The 22,351-nt window shown below is 69.5% G+C and carries 18 protein-coding genes; 11 read left to right on the top strand and 7 right to left on the bottom strand.

Annotated elements, in window-relative coordinates; all coding sequences use genetic code 11:
* Position 1 precedes the first annotated feature (1 nt).
* The 3 genes from HUA78_RS17070 to HUA78_RS17060 all read right to left on the bottom strand — a co-directional run bounded on the left by HUA78_RS17070 (position 2) and on the right by HUA78_RS17060 (position 3,359).
* Positions 2–1,612 carry a lactate racemase domain-containing protein gene (locus HUA78_RS17070; protein ID WP_174456535.1) on the bottom strand — a complete coding sequence of 537 codons (1,611 nt, stop codon included), beginning with the start codon at positions 1,610–1,612 and terminating at the stop codon, positions 2–4.
* A gap of 14 nt (positions 1,613–1,626) precedes the next feature.
* The gene (locus HUA78_RS17065) at positions 1,627–2,292 is read right to left on the bottom strand and encodes an HAD family phosphatase (protein WP_141642277.1); all 666 of its coding nucleotides are present in this window, start codon (positions 2,290–2,292) and stop codon (positions 1,627–1,629) included.
* 86 nt (positions 2,293–2,378) lie between these two features.
* Positions 2,379–3,359 (bottom strand): NAD(P)-dependent oxidoreductase, encoded by a 981-nt coding sequence (locus tag HUA78_RS17060; protein WP_174476735.1) that lies wholly within the window; start codon positions 3,357–3,359, stop codon positions 2,379–2,381.
* 385 nt (positions 3,360–3,744) lie between these two features.
* Here HUA78_RS17060 and HUA78_RS17055 point away from each other — a divergent pair, with 385 nt between their 5' ends.
* From HUA78_RS17055 to hemH, 6 genes are all read left to right on the top strand, one after another.
* Positions 3,745–4,062 carry an SWIB/MDM2 domain-containing protein gene (locus HUA78_RS17055; RefSeq protein ID WP_141642278.1) on the top strand — a complete coding sequence of 106 codons (318 nt, stop codon included), beginning with the start codon at positions 3,745–3,747 and terminating at the stop codon, positions 4,060–4,062.
* A gap of 190 nt (positions 4,063–4,252) precedes the next feature.
* Complete coding sequence (gene treY / locus HUA78_RS17050; protein ID WP_174476734.1) at positions 4,253–7,354, top strand: malto-oligosyltrehalose synthase; 3,102 nt, start codon at positions 4,253–4,255, stop codon at positions 7,352–7,354.
* Positions 7,351–9,489: a glycogen debranching protein GlgX gene (glgX, locus tag HUA78_RS17045; protein ID WP_174456532.1), complete on the top strand. Its 2,139-nt coding sequence runs from the start codon at positions 7,351–7,353 to the stop codon at positions 9,487–9,489. Before treY ends, glgX begins: the two co-directional genes overlap by 4 nt.
* A gap of 111 nt (positions 9,490–9,600) precedes the next feature.
* A complete protein-coding gene (locus HUA78_RS17040) occupies positions 9,601–10,551 on the top strand; it encodes a TerC family protein (RefSeq protein ID WP_141642281.1) in 951 nt (316 codons plus the stop codon).
* Positions 10,552–10,616: 65 nt separating this feature from the next.
* The gene (gene apaG / locus HUA78_RS17035; RefSeq protein ID WP_141642282.1) at positions 10,617–11,003 is read left to right on the top strand and encodes a Co2+/Mg2+ efflux protein ApaG; all 387 of its coding nucleotides are present in this window, start codon (positions 10,617–10,619) and stop codon (positions 11,001–11,003) included.
* On the top strand, positions 11,003–12,106 hold the full coding sequence (hemH, locus tag HUA78_RS17030) for a ferrochelatase (RefSeq protein WP_141642283.1): 1,104 nt from the start codon (positions 11,003–11,005) through the stop codon (positions 12,104–12,106). Before apaG ends, hemH begins: the two co-directional genes overlap by 1 nt.
* Here hemH and HUA78_RS17025 read toward each other — a convergent pair.
* The 3 genes from HUA78_RS17025 to HUA78_RS17015 all read right to left on the bottom strand — a co-directional run bounded on the left by HUA78_RS17025 (position 12,042) and on the right by HUA78_RS17015 (position 15,277).
* Positions 12,042–13,076 carry a hypothetical protein gene (locus HUA78_RS17025; RefSeq protein WP_217440447.1) on the bottom strand — a complete coding sequence of 345 codons (1,035 nt, stop codon included), beginning with the start codon at positions 13,074–13,076 and terminating at the stop codon, positions 12,042–12,044. The genes hemH and HUA78_RS17025 overlap by 65 nt on opposite strands.
* 296 nt (positions 13,077–13,372) lie before the next feature.
* On the bottom strand, positions 13,373–13,954 hold the full coding sequence (locus tag HUA78_RS17020) for a hypothetical protein (RefSeq protein ID WP_246137136.1): 582 nt from the start codon (positions 13,952–13,954) through the stop codon (positions 13,373–13,375).
* A gap of 351 nt (positions 13,955–14,305) precedes the next feature.
* On the bottom strand, positions 14,306–15,277 hold the full coding sequence (locus HUA78_RS17015) for an L-threonylcarbamoyladenylate synthase (protein WP_174476733.1): 972 nt from the start codon (positions 15,275–15,277) through the stop codon (positions 14,306–14,308).
* 31 nt (positions 15,278–15,308) lie between these two features.
* Between HUA78_RS17015 and HUA78_RS17010 the strand changes: the two genes are divergently transcribed.
* From HUA78_RS17010 to HUA78_RS16990, 5 genes are read left to right on the top strand one after another with little or no spacing between them, the layout of a single operon-like run.
* Positions 15,309–16,727 carry a TIGR01777 family oxidoreductase gene (locus HUA78_RS17010; protein WP_174476732.1) on the top strand — a complete coding sequence of 473 codons (1,419 nt, stop codon included), beginning with the start codon at positions 15,309–15,311 and terminating at the stop codon, positions 16,725–16,727.
* A gap of 52 nt (positions 16,728–16,779) precedes the next feature.
* Entirely contained in the window at positions 16,780–17,709 is a 930-nt protein-coding gene (locus HUA78_RS17005; protein WP_141642287.1) for an ABC transporter ATP-binding protein, read from the top strand.
* Positions 17,706–18,428 carry an ABC transporter permease gene (locus HUA78_RS17000; RefSeq protein ID WP_141642288.1) on the top strand — a complete coding sequence of 241 codons (723 nt, stop codon included), beginning with the start codon at positions 17,706–17,708 and terminating at the stop codon, positions 18,426–18,428. The genes HUA78_RS17005 and HUA78_RS17000 overlap by 4 nt, the downstream gene beginning before the upstream one ends.
* Positions 18,425–20,296, top strand: a complete 1,872-nt coding sequence (locus HUA78_RS16995; protein ID WP_174476731.1) for a Gldg family protein — start codon at positions 18,425–18,427, stop codon at positions 20,294–20,296. Before HUA78_RS17000 ends, HUA78_RS16995 begins: the two co-directional genes overlap by 4 nt.
* On the top strand, positions 20,293–21,384 hold the full coding sequence (locus tag HUA78_RS16990) for a hypothetical protein (RefSeq protein WP_174476730.1): 1,092 nt from the start codon (positions 20,293–20,295) through the stop codon (positions 21,382–21,384). The genes HUA78_RS16995 and HUA78_RS16990 overlap by 4 nt, the downstream gene beginning before the upstream one ends.
* Here HUA78_RS16990 and HUA78_RS16985 read toward each other — a convergent pair.
* Positions 21,367–22,344: a GvpL/GvpF family gas vesicle protein gene (locus HUA78_RS16985; protein ID WP_174462827.1), complete on the bottom strand. Its 978-nt coding sequence runs from the start codon at positions 22,342–22,344 to the stop codon at positions 21,367–21,369. The two genes, HUA78_RS16990 and HUA78_RS16985, sit on opposite strands and share 18 nt — an antisense overlap.
* Positions 22,345–22,351 lie beyond the last annotated feature (7 nt).

The raw sequence follows: 22,351 nt of genomic DNA, 5'->3' as shown, positions 1-22,351 counted from the left end.
CTCACTTCACGTCCACCATCACCGTGGGGGCAATGCGCAACAGGCTGATGGTGGCCGAGCGGCCCATGAAGCCGCGCGCTTCCTCGATGGCCTCGGTGAGCGTGTCGGTGCGGTCCCACCCGAGCAGCGCGGGGACGTGGTTGTTCTCCGCGCCCGCGACGATGACCTTGCCCACGTGCTGGCGACCGTTCTCGCCCCAGTACCACATGTAGAAGGGGTGCACGCCGTGGTAGGCGTTGTTCTTCCGGTACAGGTGCACGTAGCTGGGGTTCTCCGCGAACTCCTTCTCGTACTTGTGCTCCAGCTTCATGGAGTCACGCGTTTCGGGAAGCAGCCGGTGGAAGAACTCGATGTAGCTGGGGTGGTGCTCCGGGTCGAACTCGTCGTAGGCCGGGTGCAGCAGGATGAGCACGCCGCCCTTCTTCACCAGCGGCACGCCGCGGTTCAGGTTGAAGAAGTAGCCCAGCCCCATCACCTGCACGAGCAGCGGGTTGAGGATGGAGTTGACGCTGTACGGAGACACGAAGGGGATGGGGAAGATGACGATGTCGCTCTGCCCCTCCACCGGCACCACGTACTGCTTCCAGCTGGTCTCCAGCGTCTTGGCGTGCGCGGGCTCGGTGGCCCCGGCGTACACGCCCGTGACGTCGTAGGGCGCGGGGACGGCGTTGAGAATCTTGCGCGCCGCCGCGCGCGGCAGCTTGGACAACGCGTAGCGCATGGCCTGGAACTTCAGCCGGTCGCCCTCGGTGTAGTCCTCCTCGCGCTTGGCGAGGAAGTCCGTGGGCGCGCCGAACATGCGGTTGTTCAGCGTGGTCTCGATGTGGAAGACCTTCAGGTGCTTGTCGATGTTGCGGCCGATGCGCTCGTTGCTGCGGTACAGCGCGCTCGCCTTCGGCTCCATGTAGCTGTCCGACTCGCGGATGGTCTTCGGATTGTGGTGGTGGCGCAGCGACGCGTAGTTGGACACGCCGGTGCCCATGGACTTGTGCCCGCCATTCATGGGCACGAAGTTCACATTCACATAGACGATGAGGTCGCTCTCCGCGACGCGGCGGTTGACGGAGACTTCCTCGCCGTGGGACGTGCGCTCCAGCGCGACGATGCCGTCCGGGTCTTCCGCGTCGTGGTTGTAGTAGCGGTCCGGGTAGTAGGCGTCGTAGATCTTCTCGCCCACCATCCGCTTCATCTCCGCTTCCGTCATGCGACGGTGCAGCGCGTTGGCGATGACCAGGTGCACGTCATCCACGCCGCTGTCGGCGGCCAGCTCCAGCACCACCTCCAGGATGGACTGGCGCACGTCCGGCGTCACCATGGGCGGCAGGGGCACGCTGATGTCGTCGATGACGCACGTCAGTCGCATGCCCGGCTTGAGCAGCGCGTGCAGCGGGTCCATCCCGTCCGGGTGGTTGATGGCCCAGCGGATGGCGGCCTTGACGTTGGGCACGCCGGCCATGGGGGGGCGGGGGAAGATGACCCGGGTACCCACGGGCAGGTCTTCCTGGAGGAAGCCCTCACCGTAGAAGAGGGCGCGCGGAGGGCTGCCCTTCTCGGTGATGACGACCTGGCTTTCCTCGTCGTACAGCTTCTGGAGCGTCTTGAACGGGCGCATGGCGGGCAAGGGGACTACTTGAGGTCGAGGATGGGCCAGTTGTAGGCGCGCGCGATGGAGCGCAGCCGCAGGTCCGGGTTCACCGCGGTGGGACGACCCACCACCGCGAGCATGGCGTAGTCGGAGGCGCTGTCGGAGTAGCCGTGGCACTTGTCCAGCGTCAGGCCCTCCTTGGCGCAATAGGCACGGATGGAGTTGGCCTTGTTCGCGCCTTCGATGATGGGCGGAATCACCTTGCCGGTGGCCTTGCCGCCCACGAACTGCATCTTGTTGGCGATCAGGTCATCGGCGCCCAGGTGCCGGGCGAGCGGACGCATGGTGAAGTCCAGCGCCCCCGTCACCAGCACGACCTTGCACCCGCTGCGGCGGGCCTGGTCGATGAGGTCCTGGGACTGCTCGAAGAGCGCGGGCTGCAGCACGTCCTCGAACATGTCCTCGGCGATGGTGACGAGGCGGTCCTCGGTCAACCCCGCGTAATAACGGTAGAAGAACTCGTTGAACGTCTTGCGGTCCAGCGTGTCCATGGCACCGAAGAGGGGCACGCTGAGGGCGGTGCTCAAGGTCCGTCCCGCGATGCCCAGCACGGAGCCCCGGTTCATCGCGTAGTACGCGTAGACGTGGACGACGTTCGTCTTCACGAGCGTCCCGTCGACATCGAAAAAGGCGGCTTTCGAGGGCATGTGGCAGCGGGCTTCCTGACACTCCAAGGGGGGTGAGGTCAACGACGCTGGGACGGGGGAAGGCTCCCCCACCCCTGCTAGCATGGCTAGAGCCAGCCTTGCTCGCGGTACCACTCGGCGCTGCGGCGGATGGAGTCCTCCAAATCCCTCCGAGGGTGAAACCCCAGGAGGCGCTCGGCCTTCGCGCTGGAGCAGGTCCAGGCGGGCGCGAGCAGCTGTCGGGCCAGCTTCCGATTCAGGGGGAGCATCTTGCCCGTCACCCGCGACACGCCGTCCGCCGCCGAGGCGAGGGCGCTCAGCGCCCAGGGACTCACGCGCACCGTGCGGGGTTGAAGCCCCAGCGCCTTCGCTCCCAGGTCCTGCACGGCTTCCAGGGAAAGAGGAGCGCCCGGGCCCGCGCAGAAGAAGGCCTGGCCCACGGCGTTGGGGTGCTCGGCCTGGAGAATCAGCGCGTCCACCACGTCCTCCACGTCCACCATGGTGAGGGGACGGGGGCCGCCCACCAGCTCCAGGCGGATGCCCTTCTTCACCAGCTTGAAGAAGGTGAGGTTCTCGTGGTCGCCGGGGCCGAGGATGCGCGGCGGGCGGGACACCGTCACCGGCAGCCGGTCTCCATAGGAGAAGGCGATGCGCTCCGCCTCCGCCTTGCTCTCGCCGTACCACTCGTGCGGCTGGAAGGCGTCCTCCTCGACGTGCGGGCGGGTGGGGGAGGAGGGCCCCATGGCCGCCAGCGAGCCGACCAGGACCATTCGCGGACGGTGCCCCGCGGCCACCATGGCGTCGCACAACAGGCGCGTGCCCTCCGCGTTGACGCGCATGAAGTCCTCGCGTGTCGCGCCGCGGCGAACTCCGGCGAGGTGGAAGACGACGTCCTGTCCCTCCACGGCGGGGCGCAGCGAGGCCGCGTCCGTCACGTCTCCCTCCACGCGCTTATAGGAGATGGCGGCCAGTCCCGAGGCGTCTCCCCGAGGGCGCAAGAGGCACGTCACGGTGTCGCCGCGTGCCGCCAGGGCACGGGCCAACCAGATTCCAAGGAAGCCACCGGCTCCGGTGATGAGGGCTCGCATGGGTCGTTTCATCCGAAAAAGTACACCTCGTCCGCAAGAGGAATCCCACGTCCCCTGTCGCGAACCCGCGAGGGAGGACCCCGCGCGAGGCCGGATGGTCGGCCTCCGGAGTCGTCCCGCGAGGCTCTTCCCGAGGGAAAAGTGGCGCTGGGGCCGGATTCTCGGGGCGGGACGCGCCGCGAGAGGGGGGCGTCCGAGCGAGAACCGTGTTGCGGAGCCGGTTTCTCGGGCATGAAACGCGTTGCGTAGGGCGTTTCTAGAGGGAAAAACGCAGGAGAGGGCTGTTTTTCGGGCTTGGGCGTGCTACCTACGCCCCACCGGCACTGGCTTAAAATCAAGCGAGGCCGCACAACGTCCCCTTCGGAGGGGAGGAGACTCAAGACGAATGGCCGCCAAGAAAGCTGCTGCGAAGAAGGCTCCCGCCGCCAAGAAGGCCCCTGCTGCCAAGAAGCGTGCGCCCAATGCGTCGTTCATGAAGGAGATGACTCCTTCCGCCGCCCTGGCTGAGATTGTCGGCGCCAAGCCGCTGCCGCGCACCGAGGTCGTCAAGAAGCTCTGGGCCTACATCAAGAAGAACAACCTCCAGGATGCGAAGAACAAGCGGCAGATCAACGCCGACGACAAGCTCAAGCCGATCTTCGGCGGCAAGAAGAACGTCACCATGTTCGAGATGACCTCGCTGGTGAACAAGCAGCTGAGCTGACACCGTCGCCGGGGCCACCCGGCAGTTGCATCCCCGAGGGCTCTCCGGAAGTTTCGGCGAGCCCTCTGCTTTTTGGTGCGCGCGCGTGTGCCGTGCGCACGTCAATCCAGGCTCTTGGAGCGTTGGATAGAGGGCGGAAGTCACACCCCACGCTGGCGTCAGGCGCGCGGGAGCCCTACCTCTGGTCCCCATGTTGCTCGACGGACTGGAAGAAGAGGGAACCGCTCCCACGGGGGCGTCGGGTGCCACCCTGAGCGCGGAGTCCCTGGCGGAGGGACTGTTCGCTCGCGTGAAGCAGGAGCTGGGGCCGCGTCCCCGCACGCCGCTGTCCACCTATCGGGTCCAACTGCACCGAGGGTTCACCTTCCAGCAGGCGCGCGAGGTGGTGCCGTTCCTCGCCCGTCTGGGCGTGAGCGACTTCTACGCCTCGCCCTACCTCAAGGCGACGCCGGGCAGCACCCACGGCTACGACTGCGTGGACCATACGCGGCTCAATCCGGAGGTCGGCTCGCCGGAGGACCACGCGGCCCTGTGCGCCACCTTGCGTGAGCACGGTCTGGGGCAGGTGCTGGACGTGGTGCCCAACCACATGGGCATCGAGCGCGACAACCGCCTGTGGTTCGACGTGCTGGAAAACGGCCCCTCGTCCGTCTACGCCAAGTACTTCGACATCGACTGGTCGCCGGTGAAGGACGAGCTGCACGACAAGGTGCTGCTGCCGATTCTGGGAGACCAGTACGGCATCGTCCTGGAGCGCGGGGAGCTGAAGCTGTCCTTCCGCGAGGGCGCCTTCTTCATCCACTACTACGACCACCTGCTGCCGGTGGCGCCCCGGCAGTACGGCCGCATCCTCCGCCACGGCCTGGAGCGACTGGAGGCCCGGCTGGGCACCGAGGCCGCGCCCATGGTGGAGCTGCTCTCCATCCTCACCGCGATAGACCACCTGCCGCTGCGCACGGAGGTCGAACGCGCCCGCGTCGTGGAGAGGCACCGCGAGAAGGAGGTCATCAAGCGGCGCCTGGCCGCGGTGGCGGCGTCCAGCGAAGAGGCGCTCTTGTACATCGAGGACAACGTCCGCGTGTTCAACGGGGAGCCGGGCAACCCGCGCTCGTTCGACCTGCTGGACGCGGTGCTGTCCTCGTGCAGTTTCCGGCTGGCGCACTGGCGGGTGGCGGGCGAGGAGATCAACTACCGGCGCTTCTTCGACATCAACGGGCTGGCCGCCATCCGCGTGGAGGACCCGGAGGTCTTCCAGGAGGCGCACGCGCTCATCTTCCGCTGGCTGCGCGAGGGCTGCGTCACGGGGCTGCGCATCGACCATCCGGACGGCCTGTTCGACCCCACCGCGTACTTCCTGGACTTGCAGGAGCGCTACTTCGTGGAGCGCGCGCACGCGCTGTTCCTCCAGGAGCAGGCGGGGGACGACACGCGCTGGCCCGGCGTGGAGGCCGCGCTGCGCGAGCGCTGGCGGGCGGAGGTGACGGAGAACCCGTCCAGTCCCCTGCGCAAGGCGCTGTACGTGGTGGTGGAGAAGATACAAGGCGGTCGCGAGCGGATTCCCGAGGCGTGGGCGGTGCACGGCACCACCGGCTACCGCTTCGCCAACGCGGTGAGCGGCCTCTTCGTGCACCCGGCGGCGGAGACACACCTGACGGAGACGTACGAGCGGCTCACCGGGGAGAAGGGCGACTTCGCGGAGCTCGTCTACCAGAAGAAGCTCCTCATCATGCGCGTGTCCATGGCCAGTGAAATCAACGTGCTGGCCCACGAGCTCAACCGCATCTCCGAGATGAGCCGGCGCACGCGCGACTTCACGCTCAACTCGCTGCGGCGCGCGCTGGTGGAGTTCGTCGCGCTGTTTCCCGTGTACCGGACCTACGTGGATGGCTGGCGGCCGGGGCTGGACGCGCGCGACGTGCAGTACGTGGAGTGGACGATTCAGCGCGCCAAGGAGCGCAACGCCACCACCAACGCCTCCATCTTCGACTTCCTGCGCGACATCATCCTGGGTCGCTACCCGGAGCAGTCCGACGAGCGCGAGCGCGCCGTCATGCTCCGCTTCGCGATGAAGCTCCAGCAGGTGACGGGGCCCGTCATGGCCAAGGGCCTGGAGGACACCGTCTTCTACATCTACAACCGGCTGGTCAGCCTCAACGAGGTGGGCGGCGAGCCGGAGCGCTTCGGGGTGCGCGCCAACACCTTCCACCTGCGCAACCAGGAGCGCGCGGAGCACTGGCCCGCGAGCCAGCTCACGTCCAGCACCCACGACACCAAGCGCAGCGAGGACGTGCGCGCCCGCATCAACGTCGTGACGGAGGTGCCCGAGGACTGGCGCAAGCTGGCGCGGCGGTGGATGCGCCTCACCGAGAAGTTCGTGACGCCGCTGCCCTCCGGACCCGCGCCCAGCCCCAATGACGTCTACCTCTTCCTCCAGACGGTGGTGGGCGCATGGCCCATGGGCGAGTCCCAGTCACCGGAGGCGATGGCGGACTTCCACCGCCGGGTGCGCGAGTACATGGCCAAGGCCATCAAGGAGGCCAAGGTCCGCACCTCGTGGACCAACCCGGACAGCGCCTATGACGACGCGGTGGCCGGCTTCGTGGACGCCTGCTTCGACGGGGACAAGGGCGCCACCTTCCTGGAGGAAGTGCGCCGCTTCAAGCGCCGCATCGAGCGCGCGGGACAGCACAACGCCCTGGGCCAGCTGCTCTTGAAGCTGGCCTCGCCCGGCGTGGTGGACACCTACCAGGGCTGCGAGCTGTGGGACTTGTCGCTGGTGGACCCGGACAACCGCCGGCCGGTGGACTTCGCCGTGCGCGCTCAGTTGCTGGATGCGCTGGACGCGCGGGCGAAGGAGGACCGGGTGGGGCTGTGCGCGCGACTGGTGGAGACCCTGGACGACGGCCAGGCGAAGCTCTTCTTGTTGTCGCGCGTGCTGCGGCTGCGGCAGCGTCACGCGGAGTTGTTCCGCAACGGGGGCTACAAGGCCCTGGAGCTGTCCGGGCCCCGGGCCCAGGCGGCGGTGGCCTTCGTGCGCGAGCTGGAGGACTCCGTCATCCTGGTGTGCTCGCCGCGCTACACCCTGTCCGCGCTGGAGTCTTCCGAGGGGCTGGCCGGTGCGTATGAGAACACGTTCCTCGACCTTCCGGAGGCATATGCGGGCATGATGTTCCGCGATGTCTTCACCGGGCGACAGGTACGGCCCGAGCGTGGGTCGGGTGGCGTGGTGCTGCCTCTCGCGCCGCTCCTGTCGGGGTTCCCGGTGGTGCTGCTGGAGAGGAGCACTGGATGAGGAGGGCCGAGGTGCTTCCAGGGAAGCCGTTCCCCCTGGGCGCCACGTACGACGGGCATGGGGTCAACTTCGCGGTCTTCAGTGAGCATGCGAAGAAGGTGGAGATCTGCCTCTACGACGCGGATGAGCCGTCGAAGGAGACGCGCCGCTTCCCGCTCCTGGAGAACACGCACCAGGTGTGGCACGGCTATGTGCCGGACCTGACGCCGGGGACGCTCTACGGCCTCAGGGTCCACGGGCCCTTCGAGCCCAAGAAGGGCCTGCGCTTCAACCCGCACAAGCTGCTGGTGGACCCGTACGCCCGCGCCATCCACGGCGGCGTGGACTACCGCGGCGCCATCTACGGGTACGTGGCCGGCGGCAAGGAAGAGGACCTGGTCCAGGACAAGCAGGACGACGCCGCGGCCGTGCCCAAGGGCGTGGTGCTGGCGGACTCGTTCGACTGGGGGGGCGACACCCATCCCCGCGTGCCCTGGCACCAGACGGTCATCTACGAACTGCACGTCAAGGGCTTCACCAAGCTGCACCCGCGCGTGCCGGAGGACCTCCGGGGCACCTACGCGGGGCTGGGCCACCCGGCCGTCATCGAACACCTGAAGAAGGTGGGCGTCACCGCGGTGGAGCTCCTGCCCATCCACCACATCGTCGACGAGCCCTTCCTCGCCGAGCGGAAGCTGACGAACTACTGGGGCTACAGCACGCTGGGCTACTTCGCGCCGGACTCGCGCTACAGCGCCGCGGGCTCCCGGGGCGGCCAGGTGGACGAGTTCAAGGCCATGGTGAAGGCGCTTCACCGCGCCGGCATCGAGGTCATCCTCGACGTCGTCTACAACCACACCTGCGAGGGCAACCACCTGGGCCCCACGCTGTCCTTCAAGGGCGTGGACAACGGCGCGTACTACCGCCTCACGGAGAAGGACCCGCGCTACTACCTGGACGTCACGGGCACGGGCAACTCGTGGAACGCCACGCACCCGTACGCGCTGAAGCTCGTCGCCGACTCGCTCCGCTATTGGGTGGAGGAGATGCACGTGGACGGCTTCCGCTTCGACCTGGCCACCACGCTGGGCCGCGACAGGCACGGCTACGACACGCGCGCGGCCTTCTTCCAGATTCTCCACCAGGACCCGGTGCTCAGTCAGGTGAAGCTCATCTCCGAGCCCTGGGACGTGGGCGACTTCGGCTACCAGGTGGGCAACTTCCCGGTGCTGTGGAGCGAGTGGAACGGCAAGTACCGCGACACCATCCGCCGCTACTGGAAGGGTGACGACCGGCAGGCGGCGGAGATTGGCTACCGGCTCACCGGCAGCTCGGACCTGTATGCGCTGTCCGGCCGCAAGCCCACCGCGAGCGTCAACTTCGTCACCGCGCACGACGGCTTCACGCTGCACGACCTTGTCACGTACAACGACAAGCACAACGAGGCCAACGGCGAGGAGAACCGCGACGGCGCCAACGACAACCACTCCTGGAACTGCGGGGTGGAGGGCGAGACGACCGACGCGAAGGTCAACGCCCTGCGCGAGCAGCAGAAGCGCAACTTCCTGGCCACGCTCTTCGTGTCCCAGGGCGTGCCCATGCTGGTGGCCGGCGATGAGATGGGCCGCACCCAGAAGGGCAACAACAACGCCTACTGCCAGGACAACGCCCTGTCGTGGGTGGACTGGGAGCTGACCGACACGCAGCGCTCCCTGCTGGAGTTCACCAGCCGCCTCACCCGCCTGCGCCGCGAGCAGCCCGTGTTGCGCAAGCGCCGCTTCTTCCGCGGCGCGCACATGTGGGACAGCGAGCTGAAGGACCTGGCGTGGTTCCGCCCCGACGGCAAGGAGATGAAGAAGGACGACTGGGAGAAGCCCTACGTCCGCTCCCTCGCCTTCCTTCTGGGCGGCGACGCCATCGCCACGCCGGATGACGAGGGCAACCGGATTGTCGGCGACACCGTGCTCGTCCTGATGAACGCGCACCACGAGCCCATCTCCTTCCTCCTGCCCGCCCTGGAGTGGGGCGCCGACTGGGAGCAGGTGGTGGACACCTCGACGGCGGCGGAGTCCCAGCACACACACACACCCGCTGGCGGCAAGGTGCAGGTGGCGGGGCGCTCGCTGATGGTGCTGCGCCGACCCGCGACGGAGTGATGGGGTGGTCGGGCCCCTGAAGGTGGGAGGGGCCCTGGTTGTACGGAAGTGTCGACGCCCGGACGCGCCACCGCTAGGGTGCGCCGGCTGTTTCTGAAACAGGATTCATACGTGAATACGCAAGTCGCGCTTTGGGTGGGCTTCAACCTCTTCGTCCTGGCGATGCTCGCCGTGGACCTTGGTCTGTTCCACCGCAAGGACCACGCGGTGACGCCCAAGGAAGCGGGCATCTGGACGCTGGTGTGGATTTCCATCAGCCTCGCGTTCTGCGGGGGCATCTGGCACTTCTCGGGGAGCACCCCGGCGCTCCAGTGGCTGACGGCGTATGTCGTGGAGTACTCGCTCTCCGTCGACAACCTGTTCGTCTTCCTGATGGTGTTCAGCTACTTCCGGGTGGCGGCGGAGCACCAGCACCGGGTGCTGTTCTGGGGCATCATCGGCGCGTTCATCATGCGCGCGGTGCTCATCATCGCCGGCGCCGCGCTGGTGCAGCGCTTCCACTGGCTCATCTACCTGTTCGGCGCCTTCCTCGTCTTCACCGCGGTGAAGATGCTCGTCTCCAAGGACGAGGAGATGGACCCGGAGCAGAAGGGCATCGTCAAGCTGGCGCGCCGGGTGCTGCCGGTGGCCCGGCTGGGCGAGGGCAGCCGCTTCTTCCTCACCGAGGATGGCCGCCGCAAGGTGACGCCGCTGTTCATCGTCCTCCTGGTGGTGGAGGCGACGGACCTGCTGTTCGCCCTGGACTCCATCCCCGCGGTGCTGGGCATCAGCCAGGACGCGTTCATCATCTACACGTCCAACGTGTGCGCGATTCTGGGCCTGCGCTCGCTGTTCTTCGTGGTGGCCAGCCTGATGGACAAGTTCCACTTCCTGAAGCTGGGGCTGAGCGGCATCCTGGCCTTCGTGGGCGTGAAGATGTTGATTACGTACTTTGACATCCACCTCCCCATCGCCCTGTCGCTGGGTGTGATTGGCGGCATCCTCCTGGCCGCCATCGTCGCGTCGCTCATCTGGCCCAAGAGCCCGGAGCCCGGTCATGACCGGGAGAGCGCGAAAACCTGAACCCAGACGGACGGCCTCCGGGGTTTTCCTTGCAACCCGGGGGCCTTGCCTTCAAATGTGGAGGCATGTCTTCCAGCGCCACCACTGATGGCCTCCGCATCACCGTGAAGCCGGCCTACTGGCCGGAGCGAAGCTCGCCCGAGTCGGGGCAGTACGCCTTCATGTACACGGTGGAAATCGTCAACGAGAGCGAGGCGCCCGCGCAGCTGAAGTCGCGGCACTGGGTCATCACCGATGCCACCGGGAAGGTGGAAGAGGTGAAGGGGGAGGGCGTGGTCGGCCGTCAGCCCCGCGTGGCCCCGGGCGAGCGCTTCGAGTACACGAGCTGGGCCATGCTGCGCACGCCGTTCGGCACCATGCGCGGCAGCTATGAGATGGAGCGGCCGGACGGCACGCACTTCGAGGCGCGCATCGCGGAGTTCGCCCTCACCCTGCCCAACGCCCTGCACTGATGATGACTCCGGACCCGAAGCGGGGGCTGCTCCTCATCAACCTGGGCACGCCGGACGCGCCCGAGTCCGGGCCGGTGCGGCGCTACCTGCGCGAGTTCCTGAGTGACGCGCGCGTGGTGGACATCCACCCGGTGGGGCGCTGGCTGCTGCTCAACCTCTTCATCCTCCCGACGCGGCCCGCGAAGAGCGCGGAGGCGTACCGCAAGGTGTGGATGAAGGAGGGCTCGCCCCTGCTGGTGTACAGCCGGGAGCTGGAGGCGGCGGTGCGCGAGAAGCTGGCGGGGGAGTACGACGTGGAACTCGCCATGCGCTACGGCAGCCCGTCCATCCCCGACACGGTGGCTCGGATGCGCGCGCGCGGCGTGACGGACTTCACCGTGCTGCCGCTGTACCCGCAGGAGGCCACGTCGTCCTCGGCCTCGTCGCTGGCCCGGGTGTACGAGGTGATGACGGAGGGCTGGGACGTGCCCAACGTGCGCGCGGTGCCCGCGTTTCATGGGCACCCGTCCTTCCTGGACGCGTTCTCCGTGGTGGCCCGGCCGGTGATTGCCGAGGCGCGCGCGGACCATGTCCTGTTCAGCTTCCACGGCGTGCCGGAGCGGCACGTGCGCAAGACGGACACGTCGGGCCAGCACTGCTTTGCTTCCGCGGGCTGCTGTGACGCGCTCACGGACGCCAACCGGCACTGCTACCGGGCCCAGTGCTTCGCCACCGCGCGAGGGCTGGCCGAGCGCCTGGGGTTGCCCGCGAGCGGGTGGACGGTGTCCTTCCAGTCGCGGCTTGGGCGCACGCCGTGGGTGAAGCCCTACACGGACCTGGTGCTGCCGGAGCTGGCGAAGCAGGGCGTGAAGCGACTGGCGGTGATGTGCCCGTCGTTCGTCGCGGACTGCCTGGAGACGCTGGAGGAAGTGGGCCTGCGGGCCCGCGAGCAGTTCGTCGAGGCGGGGGGCGAGTCGTTGACGCTCGTCCCCTCGCTCAACGCCCACCCGGCCTGGGTGGACGCCGTGGTGCGGCTGGTGCGCGAGTCCGACGGCGCGCCTACTGCTGCGGCTTCGCCGTCGGCTGGGGCGCGGCCGGAGCGGGAGCCGACTCCAGCGCGGTGAGCTTCAGCTTCACCGTGCCGGGCGGCACCTGGAGCGCGGTGGGGGAGACGGTGCCTCGCGTCGACGAGGTGATGCTGCCCTCCCACGAGCGCCACTTGCCGGCCTTCACCAGGAACTCGCCACGGCCGACGATGCGCACCTCCGCGCTGGCGTCCGTCGCGGTGGGCGGGGCGCCCTCCGGTTCGTCTCCGCCTTCTTCCGGGATGGCGGCGCGCGCGGGCACGGCGGGCATCGCGCGACGGGTGGCGACCTTGCCCGCGAGCTGGTCCAGCAGGTCGTACTCCAGCGTGGCCACCTGCTCGCCGCCGTCCGCGGGGGTGAGGGCGGTGAGCTTCACGCGGTTGCGGCGCTCCGTCTTGACGATGGTGAACGTGGGGCCCAGGGCGTCGTGCGTCAGCAGCTCCGTGCCCAGCGCCCAGGTGTCGTTGGGGCCCACCGCCGACAGGGGCAGCTCCAGCACCAGCGAGGCCGTGTTGCGGGTGATGCCCTGGAGGCCGTCGAGCACGAAGCCGCGCTCGCTGACGGTGCCGGTGTCCTCGGCGGCGTTGGTGCCCTCCGGGATGACGCGCAGCCGGAAGTCACCCGAGTCGCCGTGCTCCAGTACATAGGTGAAGGCGCTGGGGAACGCGGGGGAGGGGGCGGCGGCGCGCTCGGGCTTCGGCGCTTCCTTGTCGCGGCCCTTCTTGCCCTTGGCGGGCTTGGCTTCCTCCACCTCCTCGACGGCGGCGGGCGCGGAGCCCGCTCGGTCCAGGGTGAGGCGGTAGGCCACGGGCGCACCGGCGGCGGGCTTCCAGCGCAACACCACCTTGGACGGGTCCGCCGCGGGCGCGGCCGAGGGCTGGGCGGCGCCCGCCTCCTTGGGAGTGTCCTTCAGGCCCGGAGGCCGGGGAATGGGCTCGAGCTGCCCTCGGGGCTCTTCCTTGCAGGCGAACAAAGACAGGGCAACGACCAGGCCGAACAGGCTTCGCATCACGCGGGGACGCTCCTCTGCGAGGACATGCGGGATACCGGAGCCCAGGAGGGCATTTCAAGTCCGTCACCCGGCCGCGTCTGTCGAATGCTTGCGTGAGTTTCCTCCACGGGCTCGCTTGACGCGCCCGATGAAGTCGGGGTTGCGGTGCCCGGCCTCAACCCTTGCAGCCCCAACTCCTTGCATCGCGTGCTGTGGCCGGGTGCGTCATGCGAGGTGGCTGGCGCCCCGGGGCTCCTTGGGGTCGCGGAGTCGAGGGGCGCGCCGGCGCACTCAGGTCCGTCGCGCCCGGGTGCTCACTGGGGCGCGTGCGCCACGTAGAAGTCGACCTGCTCCTTCACGCGTCCGGCGAACTCCGGGTTGAGGCGCTCGAGGATGTTCCACTCCAGCTCCAGGAGCCTGCGGATGTTGGGGCGGGCGGAGCGCGTCTGCATCTCCGGCTCCGTCCCCACCAGGGCGGCGGGAGTGGCGTTGGGGGTGTTGTGCACGGTGTCGTAGCCCGTGTGGACGAGGCCGGGGAGGGCCTGGGTCCGGCCGAAGGTCGTGGCGGCCATCTCATAGGCGCGCACGGAGAAGCGGCCATCGGCGCGGATGTGCCCCTCGACGTACAGGCGGGACCAGCGCGTGCCGATGTCGAAGCTGCCCGTCACCTTCCAGGGAGTCTGCAGGAAGTAGGGGTCGGTGCTGGGCAGCAGGTCATAGCCACGGTCCGCGATGACCTTCTCCGCAGCCTTCATGACCTCCATGGCCGGCAGGTCATACACGACGAGGCTGCTGGTCCGCTCCAACAGCACCTTCTGGGGGGCGGCGCATCCCGCGAAGCACAACGCCGCCACGATGCTCGTCATTGCCGCGAGCCATTGCTTCCGCACCATCATCGTCGCCTCGTCCGCTGGAGTGGGCCGCGCGACGCAAGGGGAGTCGTGCGCGCGGTGCAGCGAAAACAACGAGGGATGTTTCGGGGCATATCGCCTTGGGCGAGCACTCGTTGCCGCGTGGTGCCTGGAGTCGCGAGGTAACTCCACTTCGGTGCATGCCAGCCGGCGACTGGCGTCGCGACACCTCCACCGCGCATGTCGCTCAAGCGTTGGGCGCGCGAGAAGGACCCAACTCGAGCCGATTGCTCGGCGGCCGTTGCTGCTCGGTGATGGGGGCGCGCGAGACTCCGTGTTCGCGTGGAGGCTCGGGAGGCGGGCCCCTCGACGCGATACCTCGCCTTCCGTTGCTGTTCAGGGCTGAGGGTCGCGAGGCGCGGCGGCGCGGGAGAGTCTGTCTCGCACCGCGATGCCCAGCCCGCTGGCGGCGGGGAGACAGACGACGAGCACGTCATGTCCCCGCTCGTCCGCTTCACGCAGCCTCGCGTAGAGCACACGCGCGGCTCCGGCCGGGTCCTCGGGCACGTCGAAGCGAGGCACGTCCGGCGGCAGCTCCAGGCTCTCCGGTCCCAGCACGCCCACGCGCAAGCCCTGCTCCCTCAATGCCCGCACGCGTGCTCCGGCCTCTCCCGGCTCGGCGAGCACCACGCCCGCGCGCGGCGCGTAGTGCGACGCGAGCGAGCCCGACACGCGGACCTTGGACGCGGCACGCACGGGCACCGGATGTCCCAGCACGCGCTCGACGTCCTCGGCGGACAGGCCTCCGGGACGCAGGATGGCGGGGGCGCCGGAGCTCAAATCGACGATGGTGGACTCCACGCCCACGGTGCTCGGTCCACCGTCCAGCACCAGGTCCACGTCCGCGCCCAGGTCCGCGCGCACGTGCTCCGCCGTGGTGGGGCTCACCCGGCCAAAGCGATTGGCGCTCGGCGCGGCCACGCCTCCGCCCAGGGCCTTCAGCACCGCGAGCGCCACCGGGTGTCCCGGCACGCGCAGCGCCACCGTGTCCTGGCCGCCTGTCACGGCGTCCGTGGCCCTGGGCGTGCGAGGCAACACGAGCGTGAGCGGTCCGGGCCAGAAGGCCTCGGCGAGACGGTGCGCGGCGTCCGGGATTTCCCGGGCCCAGGAAGACAGGTGCTCGGCGCCAGACAGATGGACGATGAGCGGGTGGGTGGCGGGGCGGCCCTTGATGGCGAAGACACGGCGCACCGCCAGCTCGTCCTCGGCGTTGGCCGCGAGGCCGTACACCGTTTCTGTCGGCAGGGCGATGACACCGCCGTGCCGCAGCAATTCCACCGCGCGCTCGACGAGCTCCGGATTTAGCATGCGTGGCCGCACTGTCGCGCCGGGAGGAAGCATGGGCAAGTCGCACGTCTTCGATGCGCGCAGTCGGATGCCGGTGTCGGCCTCCGAGCTGTTCGCCTGGCATGCCCGGGAAGGGGCGCTCGCACGGCTGACGCCCCCCTGGGAGCGGATGGAGTTGCTGGAGCGCTCGGGCGACGGCATCCACCCCGGCGCCCGCGTCACCATGCGGATGCGCCTGGGCCCCTTCCCTCGCCGCTGGGTGGCCGAGCACACGGCGTACGTGCAGGACTCGCTCTTCCAGGACACGCAGGTGTCCGGCCCGTTCTCGAAGTGGGTCCACACCCACCGGATGTGGCCCGAGCCCGCGACGAACTCCTCCGTCCTGGAGGACGAGGTGGAGTACGTCCTGCCCATGGGCCCGCTGGGCAGCCTCTTCGGTGGAGGCACCGCGCGTCGCACGCTGGAGCGGATGTTCGCCTATCGCCACCGGGTGACACTGGAAGACCTGCGGCGCCACGCCGCCTTCGCGCACGCTGGCCCCCTCACCGTGGCCATCACCGGAGCGTCGGGCTCGATTGGCTCGTCGCTCGTGCCGTTCCTCTCCACCGGTGGCCATCGCGTGAAGCGCCTGGTGCGCGGCCGCGCCGATGCTTCCCGGAACGAAGTGTCCTGGGCTCCCGACAAGGGAGAGGTGGACACCGCCGCGCTGGAAGGCGTGGACGCGGTGGTGCATCTGGCGGGCGCCAATGTCGCGGGCAAGCGCTGGTCCCCCGAATACAAGGACGCCATCCTCAAGAGCCGCACCGAGGGCACGCTCACGTTGTCGGAGGCGCTGGCGCGCATGAAGCGCAAGCCTCGGGTGCTGGTGTGCGCGGCGGGCAGTGGCATCTACGGCGACCGGGGTGACGAGCCGCTTACCGAGGAGAGCGCCCCGGGCACCGGCTTCCTCGCGGACGTGTGCCGCGCCTGGGAGGCCGCCACGGCGCCCGCGGAGGCCGCTGGCATTCGCGTGGTGCACCTGCGCATCGGCCCCGTGCTGGACGCTCGCGATGGCGCGCTGGCGAAGATGCTGCCCGCCTTCCTCGCGGGCGGCGGTGGACCCATCGGCTCCGGTCGCCAGTGGATGAGCTGGGTGTCGATGGAGGACATCCTCGGGCTCTTCCACTTCAGCCTCTTCACGGAGGCGGCGCGTGGCCCCATCAACTCCGTGGCGCCGGGAGCGGTGCGACAGGCGGACTTCGCGAAGACGCTGGGTCGGGTGCTGAGACGGCCTGCCTTCCTGCCGATGCCCGCCGCGGTCATCCGCACCCTCTTCGGGCAGATGGGGCAGGAGGCCCTGCTGGCGGGTGCCCGGGTGCTTCCCTCCACCGCCGAGCGGCTTGGCTACTCCTTCCTCCTGCCGGACCTGGAAGGGGCGCTGCGCTTCACGCTCGGCCGCACCACGGCGGGGCCGGAGTTCCGCCACGACTGAGCGGTTCGGCGCTTGACAATGCCCCCTGGGGGGACTGATGGAATGGCCCCCTATGATTCAGGTCGAAGGGCTGACCAAGTACTACGGTGAGCATGCGGCCATCCGGGACCTGGCTTTCACCATCGGCCAGGGTGAAGTCATCGGCTTCCTCGGCCTCAATGGCGCGGGCAAGTCGACGACGTTGAAGGTCCTCGGCTGCGTGCTCTTGCCGACCGCCGGCCGTGTCGTCATCGACGGCCATGACGTGGTGAGCAACGCCCACGAGGTGCGGCAGCGCATTGGCTACCTCCCGGACGTGCCGCCGCTCTACGAGGAGATGACGGTGGGCGAGTACCTGGCCTACGTCGCGCGCTTGCGCGGCGTGACGGCCCGGGACACCACCGCGCGCGTGGGCGAGGCGGAGGAGAAGACGGGCCTTCGCGAGGTGGACGGCGAGCTCATCTCCACGCTCAGCCACGGCTACCGTCAGCGCGTGGGCGTGGCGCAGGCGCTGGTGCACAAGCCCGCGCTGCTCATCCTCGACGAGCCCACCAGCGGCCTGGACCCTCGGCAGATTGTCGAGATGCGCGACGTCATCCGCGGGCTCAAGGGCACGCACACGGTGCTCGTCTCCAGCCACATCCTTCCGGAAATCTCCCAGACGTGTGACCGGCTCCTCATCATCCACAAGGGGACGCTGGTGGCGCAGGGGACGGAGGAGGAGCTGGGACGGAAGATGGGCGGCGGCGGCTCCATCGAGGTGGAGGTGCGGGGAGACCGGGCGCGTGCGCTCGAGGTGCTCAAGCCGTTTGGCGCGGTGGACGTGGACCGGGCGGCGGACGGCGTGGTGTCGCTGACGCTGCGGGCCTCTCCGGACGAGCGTCCGCGCGTGGCACAGGCGGTGGTGGGCGCGGGGCTGGAGTTGTTGCGGTTGGACCAGGGCGCGGGCCAGTTGGAGTCCATCTTCCTGCGGCTGACGCACGGTCAGGAGGTGCGCGCGTGAAGGCCCTTCTCATCGCCCGTCGCGAGCTGTCCGGCTACCTGCGCACGCTCAGCGGCTACGTCGTCATCGCGGTCATCCTCGCGTTGAACGGCCTGTTCTTCAACGCATACGCCCTGGGCGGCGCGAGCAAGCGCTCCGCCGAGGTGCTGTCGCAGTTCTTCTATTACTCGAGCGGCTTCACCATCGTCGCCTCGGTGTTCATCTCCATGCGGCTGTTGGCGGAGGAGCGGCAGACGGGCACGCTGCCCCTCTTGTACTCGTCGCCACTGCGAGACCGCGACATCGTGCTGGGCAAGTTCCTGGCGGGGCTCGCCTTCCTGTCGCTGTACGTGTTGTGCACGCTGTACATGCCGGTGCTGGTGCTGGTGAACGGCAAGGTGTCCTTCGGCCACGTGGCGGCGGGCTACCTGGGACTGCTGCTGCTGGGCAGTGCTTCTCTCGCCGTCGGCACGTTCGGCTCGGCGCTGGCGCGCAACCAGTTGCTCGCGGCGATTACCTCCGCGGTGATGCTGGTGGCGCTCATCCTCTGCTGGCTGCTGGCGCGAATCACCGAGCAGCCGCTGTCGGATGTCTTCAGCGCGATGTCCCTGTGGAACCAGCACTTCCCGCCGTTCCAATCGGGGCTCATCCACGTGCGTGACGTCGTCTATTACCTGGTCGTCACCTACGTGGCGCTGTTCGCGGCCACCCGGGTGCTCGAAGCGCGGAGGTGGCGATGAGCACCCGTCCGGTGGGCAATGGGCTGGCGGCGACGCTGGTCTTCGTGGCGGGGCTGGTGGCGGTCTTCATCGGCGAGCGCATCCTGGGCGTGGGGACGGGCCGGGCGGCCTTCTCCGGGCTGGGCGCGGTGGCGGCGGTGGGCGCGGTCATCTGGCGCTTCGCGCGCTCCCGTGGCACGGGCGCGGACCGGCGCACGGTGGATGTTTGGGTGCTGGGCCTCTACGGCCTGGGCCTGCTCGCGCTGGCGCTCTACTTCCTCCAGTCCGACGTGGGCACGGCCCTCTTCGGTGGGCCGCTGTCGCAGAAGGCGCCCAAGCTGGCGGTGATGCTGACGGCGCTGTTCCCCGCGCTCTTGACGTGCTGCCTGGTGCCGCTGGCGCTGGTGGAGACGGCGGCGCAGGCGATGACGCGGGCGCCGGTGCTTGAGACGGGCCGCGCTCGCAGCGCGCTGTTCTCCGGCCTGGGCCTGTCCTTCGTGCTCATCTTCGCCTTCGCGACCATGTACGTCGTCACGCAGGCGAACACGACGTGGGACCTGTCGTACTTCCGCACCGCGAAGCCCGGCGACTCCACGCGCAAGGTGGTGCGAGGACTCAACGAGCCGCTGCAGGTGACGCTCTTCTTCCCGCCCGCGAACGAGGTGGGAGAGGCGGTGCGCCAGTACTTCCAGGACCTGTCCTTGGAGAGCCCGGAGCTGCTCAACGTGGAGCGGCTGGACCAGGCGGTGGAGCCCGCTCGCGCGAGGACGCTGGGCGTGCACAACAACGGCACCGTCGTGGTGGCCCGGGGTGAGCGCAAGGAGCCCTTCACGGTGGGGTTGGAGCTGGACCGCGCGCGAGGGCAGCTCCAGCGGCTGGACCAGGAGGTCCAACGGCGGCTCCTGACGGTGGCGAAGCCCCGACGCGTCGTCTACTTCACCGCGGGCCATGGCGAGCGCGCGGAGACGCGTCCGGTGCCCGGTGAGATGCCGCAGCCGTCCGTGGCCCAGTTCAAGGAGCTGCTGCGCGCGCAGAACGTGGACGTGCGGTCGCTGGGGGTCGCGGAGGGATTGGGCCGTGAGGTGCCTCGCGACGCGGGGGCGCTGGTGGTGGTGGGTGCCACGCGCGACTTCCTCCCCGAGGAACTCGCGGCGGTGCGCGAGTACCTGGAGCGTGGCGGCCGGTTGTGGGTGGCGCTGGAGCCGGAGGGCCCTCGCTTCGAGAAGCTGCTGGAGCCCCTGGGCTTGAAGTACGCGGGCACGCCGCTGGCGAATGACCAGGTGTACTTCCGCACCACGCGTCAGCAGAGCGACCGGGGCAACCTGGGCACGGCGACGTTCAGCTCCCATCCGTCCGTCACGTCGCTGTCGGCGATGGGCGGCCAGTCGCCGGTGGCCTTCCTGGGCGCGGGCGCGTTGGACCAGGTGCAGCCGCTGCCCAACGGCGTCATGCACGACATCTCCGTGCGCGCGCATGGCGCGACGTTCGCCGACGCCAACGGGAACTTCACCCCGGACGCCGGAGAGACGCGGCGCACGTGGCCGCTGGTGGTGGCGGTGGAGCAGCCCGCGGCGGCCGGCAAGGAGCCGATGCGCGCCGTCGTCATGGCGGACGCGGACGTGGTGAGCGACGTGGTGTTGTCCAACATGGGCAATGCCTACCTCGCGGTGGACACGCTGCGGTGGTTGACGGGCGAGGAGTCCGTGTCCGGCGCGGTGTCCTCGGAGGAAGACGTGCCCATCCAGCACACGCGGGAGCAGGACGTGGCGTGGTTCTACGCCACCGTGTTCGTGGCCCCGGCGCTGGTGCTGGCGCTGGGCTTCGTGACGACGCGGCGGCGAGGCCGTCGTGCTCCGCGCGCCCCGGTGGCGGCGGGAGGTGAGCAATGAAGGCGCGGGACCTGGCGCTCCAGGGCGCCCTCGCGGTGGTGGCGCTGGTGTCCGCCTATCTCGTGTGGCAGCGGGCGCCCTCGGGTGCTCCCGGTGACGTGACGGTGGTGGAGCTGCCGGCACGCGCCCTGGACAAGGTGCGCTACGAGGACGAGGCGCGCTACGTGGAGCTGTATCGCGACGCGCAGTCGCGGGACACGCTGTGGGTCCGTCTGGGCTACAAGCCCTCGAAGGGCCTCCCCGCGGCGGAGGGCACGGATGCGGGCTCCGCGCCGGGCACGGATGGCGGGGCTTCCGGCACCGTGGCTCAAGGTGGACAGGACGCGGGTACGCCGCCCCTGGCCGCCACGCCGCCACAGCCGCCTCCGCGCGAGCTCCGGGCCAACGAGGTGGCGGCGAAGCTCTTCCCGCGCTTCGCCCCGCTGCGGGCCACGCGGGCGCTCGGCGTGCTCGAGGCGAAGAAGCTGGAAGAGGTGGGGCTGACCACGTCGCAGCGCAAGCTGACGCTGACGCTGGGGGGCAAGGTGGAGACCTTCACGCTCGCCTCGACGACGGGGGGTTGGGGCACGCCCTACCTGCGTCGCGAGTCGGACGGCCAGGTGTTCCTGCTGGGCCCCGCGCTGCTGCCGGATTTGGAGAACGCGACCAGCCGGCTGGTGGACCGGCGGCTGCACACGTTTGATTTGGGTGACTTCGACGCGGTGGTCATCTCCTCCGGGGGCGCGTCGCGGACCTTCACGGCGACCGGCAAGGCGCCCAACCCCGTCGCGTTGGCGCCAGAAGAGGCGCCGGACAAGCCGGACGAGTTCACCCGGAACTGGCATGACCGCGTGTGGCGCCTGATGCCGTTGGACCTGCTGGGCCGCGACGAGCAGCCGACGGGAGGCGAGCCCAAGGAGGCCTTCCGCGTGGAGTACCGGCGCGGCGGCAAGTCCGTGGGCGAGCTGACGGTGGCGCGGGGCACGGACGGCTTCTTCGCGCGCACCGAGCACACCCCCGGCTGGGTCCGCCTCCACGCGGGCGTGGACCCGTTGGCCGCGGAGGCCGCGCGCGTGACGACGCCGGTGTCGTCAGCGGGCGCGCCGTGAATCGGGCGTCTCGGGGCTGTCGTCCAGCCCCAGTCGCACGTCGACGAAGCTGTACGGCGCCCAGGGGCCGGTGAAGCGGAAGGCGTAGAGGTCCGAGCGCGCGGCGAGCATCCGGACCCTCGCCTCGAAGTCGGGCACCGCGTCCCTGGTGACGAGGAAGGCCGCGTTGAGCAGCATCCGCTCGCCCACGGGCGCGTCCGTGCGCGTCGCGTTGGCCAGCGGGTGCAGGCCCTCCAGCATCGCGGCCATGTCCAGCGACGCGCGCAGCTCCACGGCTTGCCCCAGCCGTCGCTCGTGCTCGGTCTCCAGCTCGTTCTCCCGGCGACGCAGGCCCGCGTCCTCGAACTCCATGCGTCGGGCCAGGTGCTCGCGGTGGTAGAGCACCTTGAGCCCCAGCTCCACCTTGCCCTCCAGCGCCACCAGGGTCCGGGTGAGCGCGTCCTGGGCGGAGCGCAGCAACCGCCGCACCTCGGCCTCCGAACCCAGCACCGTCCCGAAGGCCACGGGCAGCAGCGTGTGCTCACGCAGCACCACCTCGGCGGCGCGCTGGTGGGCCAACAGGTTGGCTCGCGTCGGGTCCACCACGCGCGCGGGGGCTGACGACACCAGCGCGACGAGCGCTCCTTCGCGCACCGCGTGGACGTGGGCCGGCGGCATTCCCAGGCCGATGGGGCCGAAGTCCAGCGGGCCCTCGGTGCGCACCACGCCATAGAGGTAGTGCGGACCCGCGAGCTCCTCCTGCGTCCGCGTGACGCGCGCCCGGGGCTTGCCCTTCGGAGTGTTCTTCACCGTGTTGCGCTTGCCGCGTCCCTCCCGGGGCGGGGGCGGGGCGGGGGGACGGGTTTCCTCGGCGGAGGTCGTGCGTCGGGGCGCCTTGCGCGCGGGAGTACTCTTGCGTGCCGGGGCGCCGCGCCGACCGGAGGCCTTGGACTTGTTGGGAGGGCGAGAGGTCCGTGGCATGGGCACG

The sequence above is a fragment of the Myxococcus sp. CA033 genome, assembly GCF_013336625.1.
Lineage (GTDB): Bacteria > Myxococcota > Myxococcia > Myxococcales > Myxococcaceae > Myxococcus > Myxococcus llanfairpwllgwyngyllgogerychwyrndrobwllllantysiliogogogochensis.
This window is presented reverse-complemented; position numbering and strand designations above follow the sequence as displayed.

Excerpts from the sequence above, each read along its gene's own strand:
- HUA78_RS17070 (WP_174456535.1), bottom strand. The coding sequence starts at position 1,612 with ATGCGCCCGTTCAAGACGCTCCAGAAGCTGTACGACGAGGAAAGCCAG.
- HUA78_RS17065 (WP_141642277.1), bottom strand. The coding sequence starts at position 2,292 with ATGCCCTCGAAAGCCGCCTTTTTCGATGTCGACGGGACGCTCGTGAAG.
- HUA78_RS17060 (WP_174476735.1), bottom strand. The coding sequence starts at position 3,359 with ATGCGAGCCCTCATCACCGGAGCCGGTGGCTTCCTTGGAATCTGGTTG.
- HUA78_RS17055 (WP_141642278.1), top strand. The coding sequence starts at position 3,745 with ATGGCCGCCAAGAAAGCTGCTGCGAAGAAGGCTCCCGCCGCCAAGAAG.
- treY (WP_174476734.1), top strand. The coding sequence starts at position 4,253 with ATGTTGCTCGACGGACTGGAAGAAGAGGGAACCGCTCCCACGGGGGCG.
- glgX (WP_174456532.1), top strand. The coding sequence starts at position 7,351 with ATGAGGAGGGCCGAGGTGCTTCCAGGGAAGCCGTTCCCCCTGGGCGCC.
- apaG (WP_141642282.1), top strand. The coding sequence starts at position 10,617 with ATGTCTTCCAGCGCCACCACTGATGGCCTCCGCATCACCGTGAAGCCG.
- hemH (WP_141642283.1), top strand. The coding sequence starts at position 11,003 with ATGATGACTCCGGACCCGAAGCGGGGGCTGCTCCTCATCAACCTGGGC.
- HUA78_RS17025 (WP_217440447.1), bottom strand. The coding sequence starts at position 13,076 with ATGCGAAGCCTGTTCGGCCTGGTCGTTGCCCTGTCTTTGTTCGCCTGC.
- HUA78_RS17020 (WP_246137136.1), bottom strand. The coding sequence starts at position 13,954 with ATGATGGTGCGGAAGCAATGGCTCGCGGCAATGACGAGCATCGTGGCG.
- HUA78_RS17015 (WP_174476733.1), bottom strand. The coding sequence starts at position 15,277 with ATGCTAAATCCGGAGCTCGTCGAGCGCGCGGTGGAATTGCTGCGGCAC.
- HUA78_RS17010 (WP_174476732.1), top strand. The coding sequence starts at position 15,309 with ATGGGCAAGTCGCACGTCTTCGATGCGCGCAGTCGGATGCCGGTGTCG.
- HUA78_RS17005 (WP_141642287.1), top strand. The coding sequence starts at position 16,780 with ATGATTCAGGTCGAAGGGCTGACCAAGTACTACGGTGAGCATGCGGCC.
- HUA78_RS16995 (WP_174476731.1), top strand. The coding sequence starts at position 18,425 with ATGAGCACCCGTCCGGTGGGCAATGGGCTGGCGGCGACGCTGGTCTTC.
- HUA78_RS16990 (WP_174476730.1), top strand. The coding sequence starts at position 20,293 with ATGAAGGCGCGGGACCTGGCGCTCCAGGGCGCCCTCGCGGTGGTGGCG.
- HUA78_RS16985 (WP_174462827.1), bottom strand. The coding sequence starts at position 22,344 with ATGCCACGGACCTCTCGCCCTCCCAACAAGTCCAAGGCCTCCGGTCGG.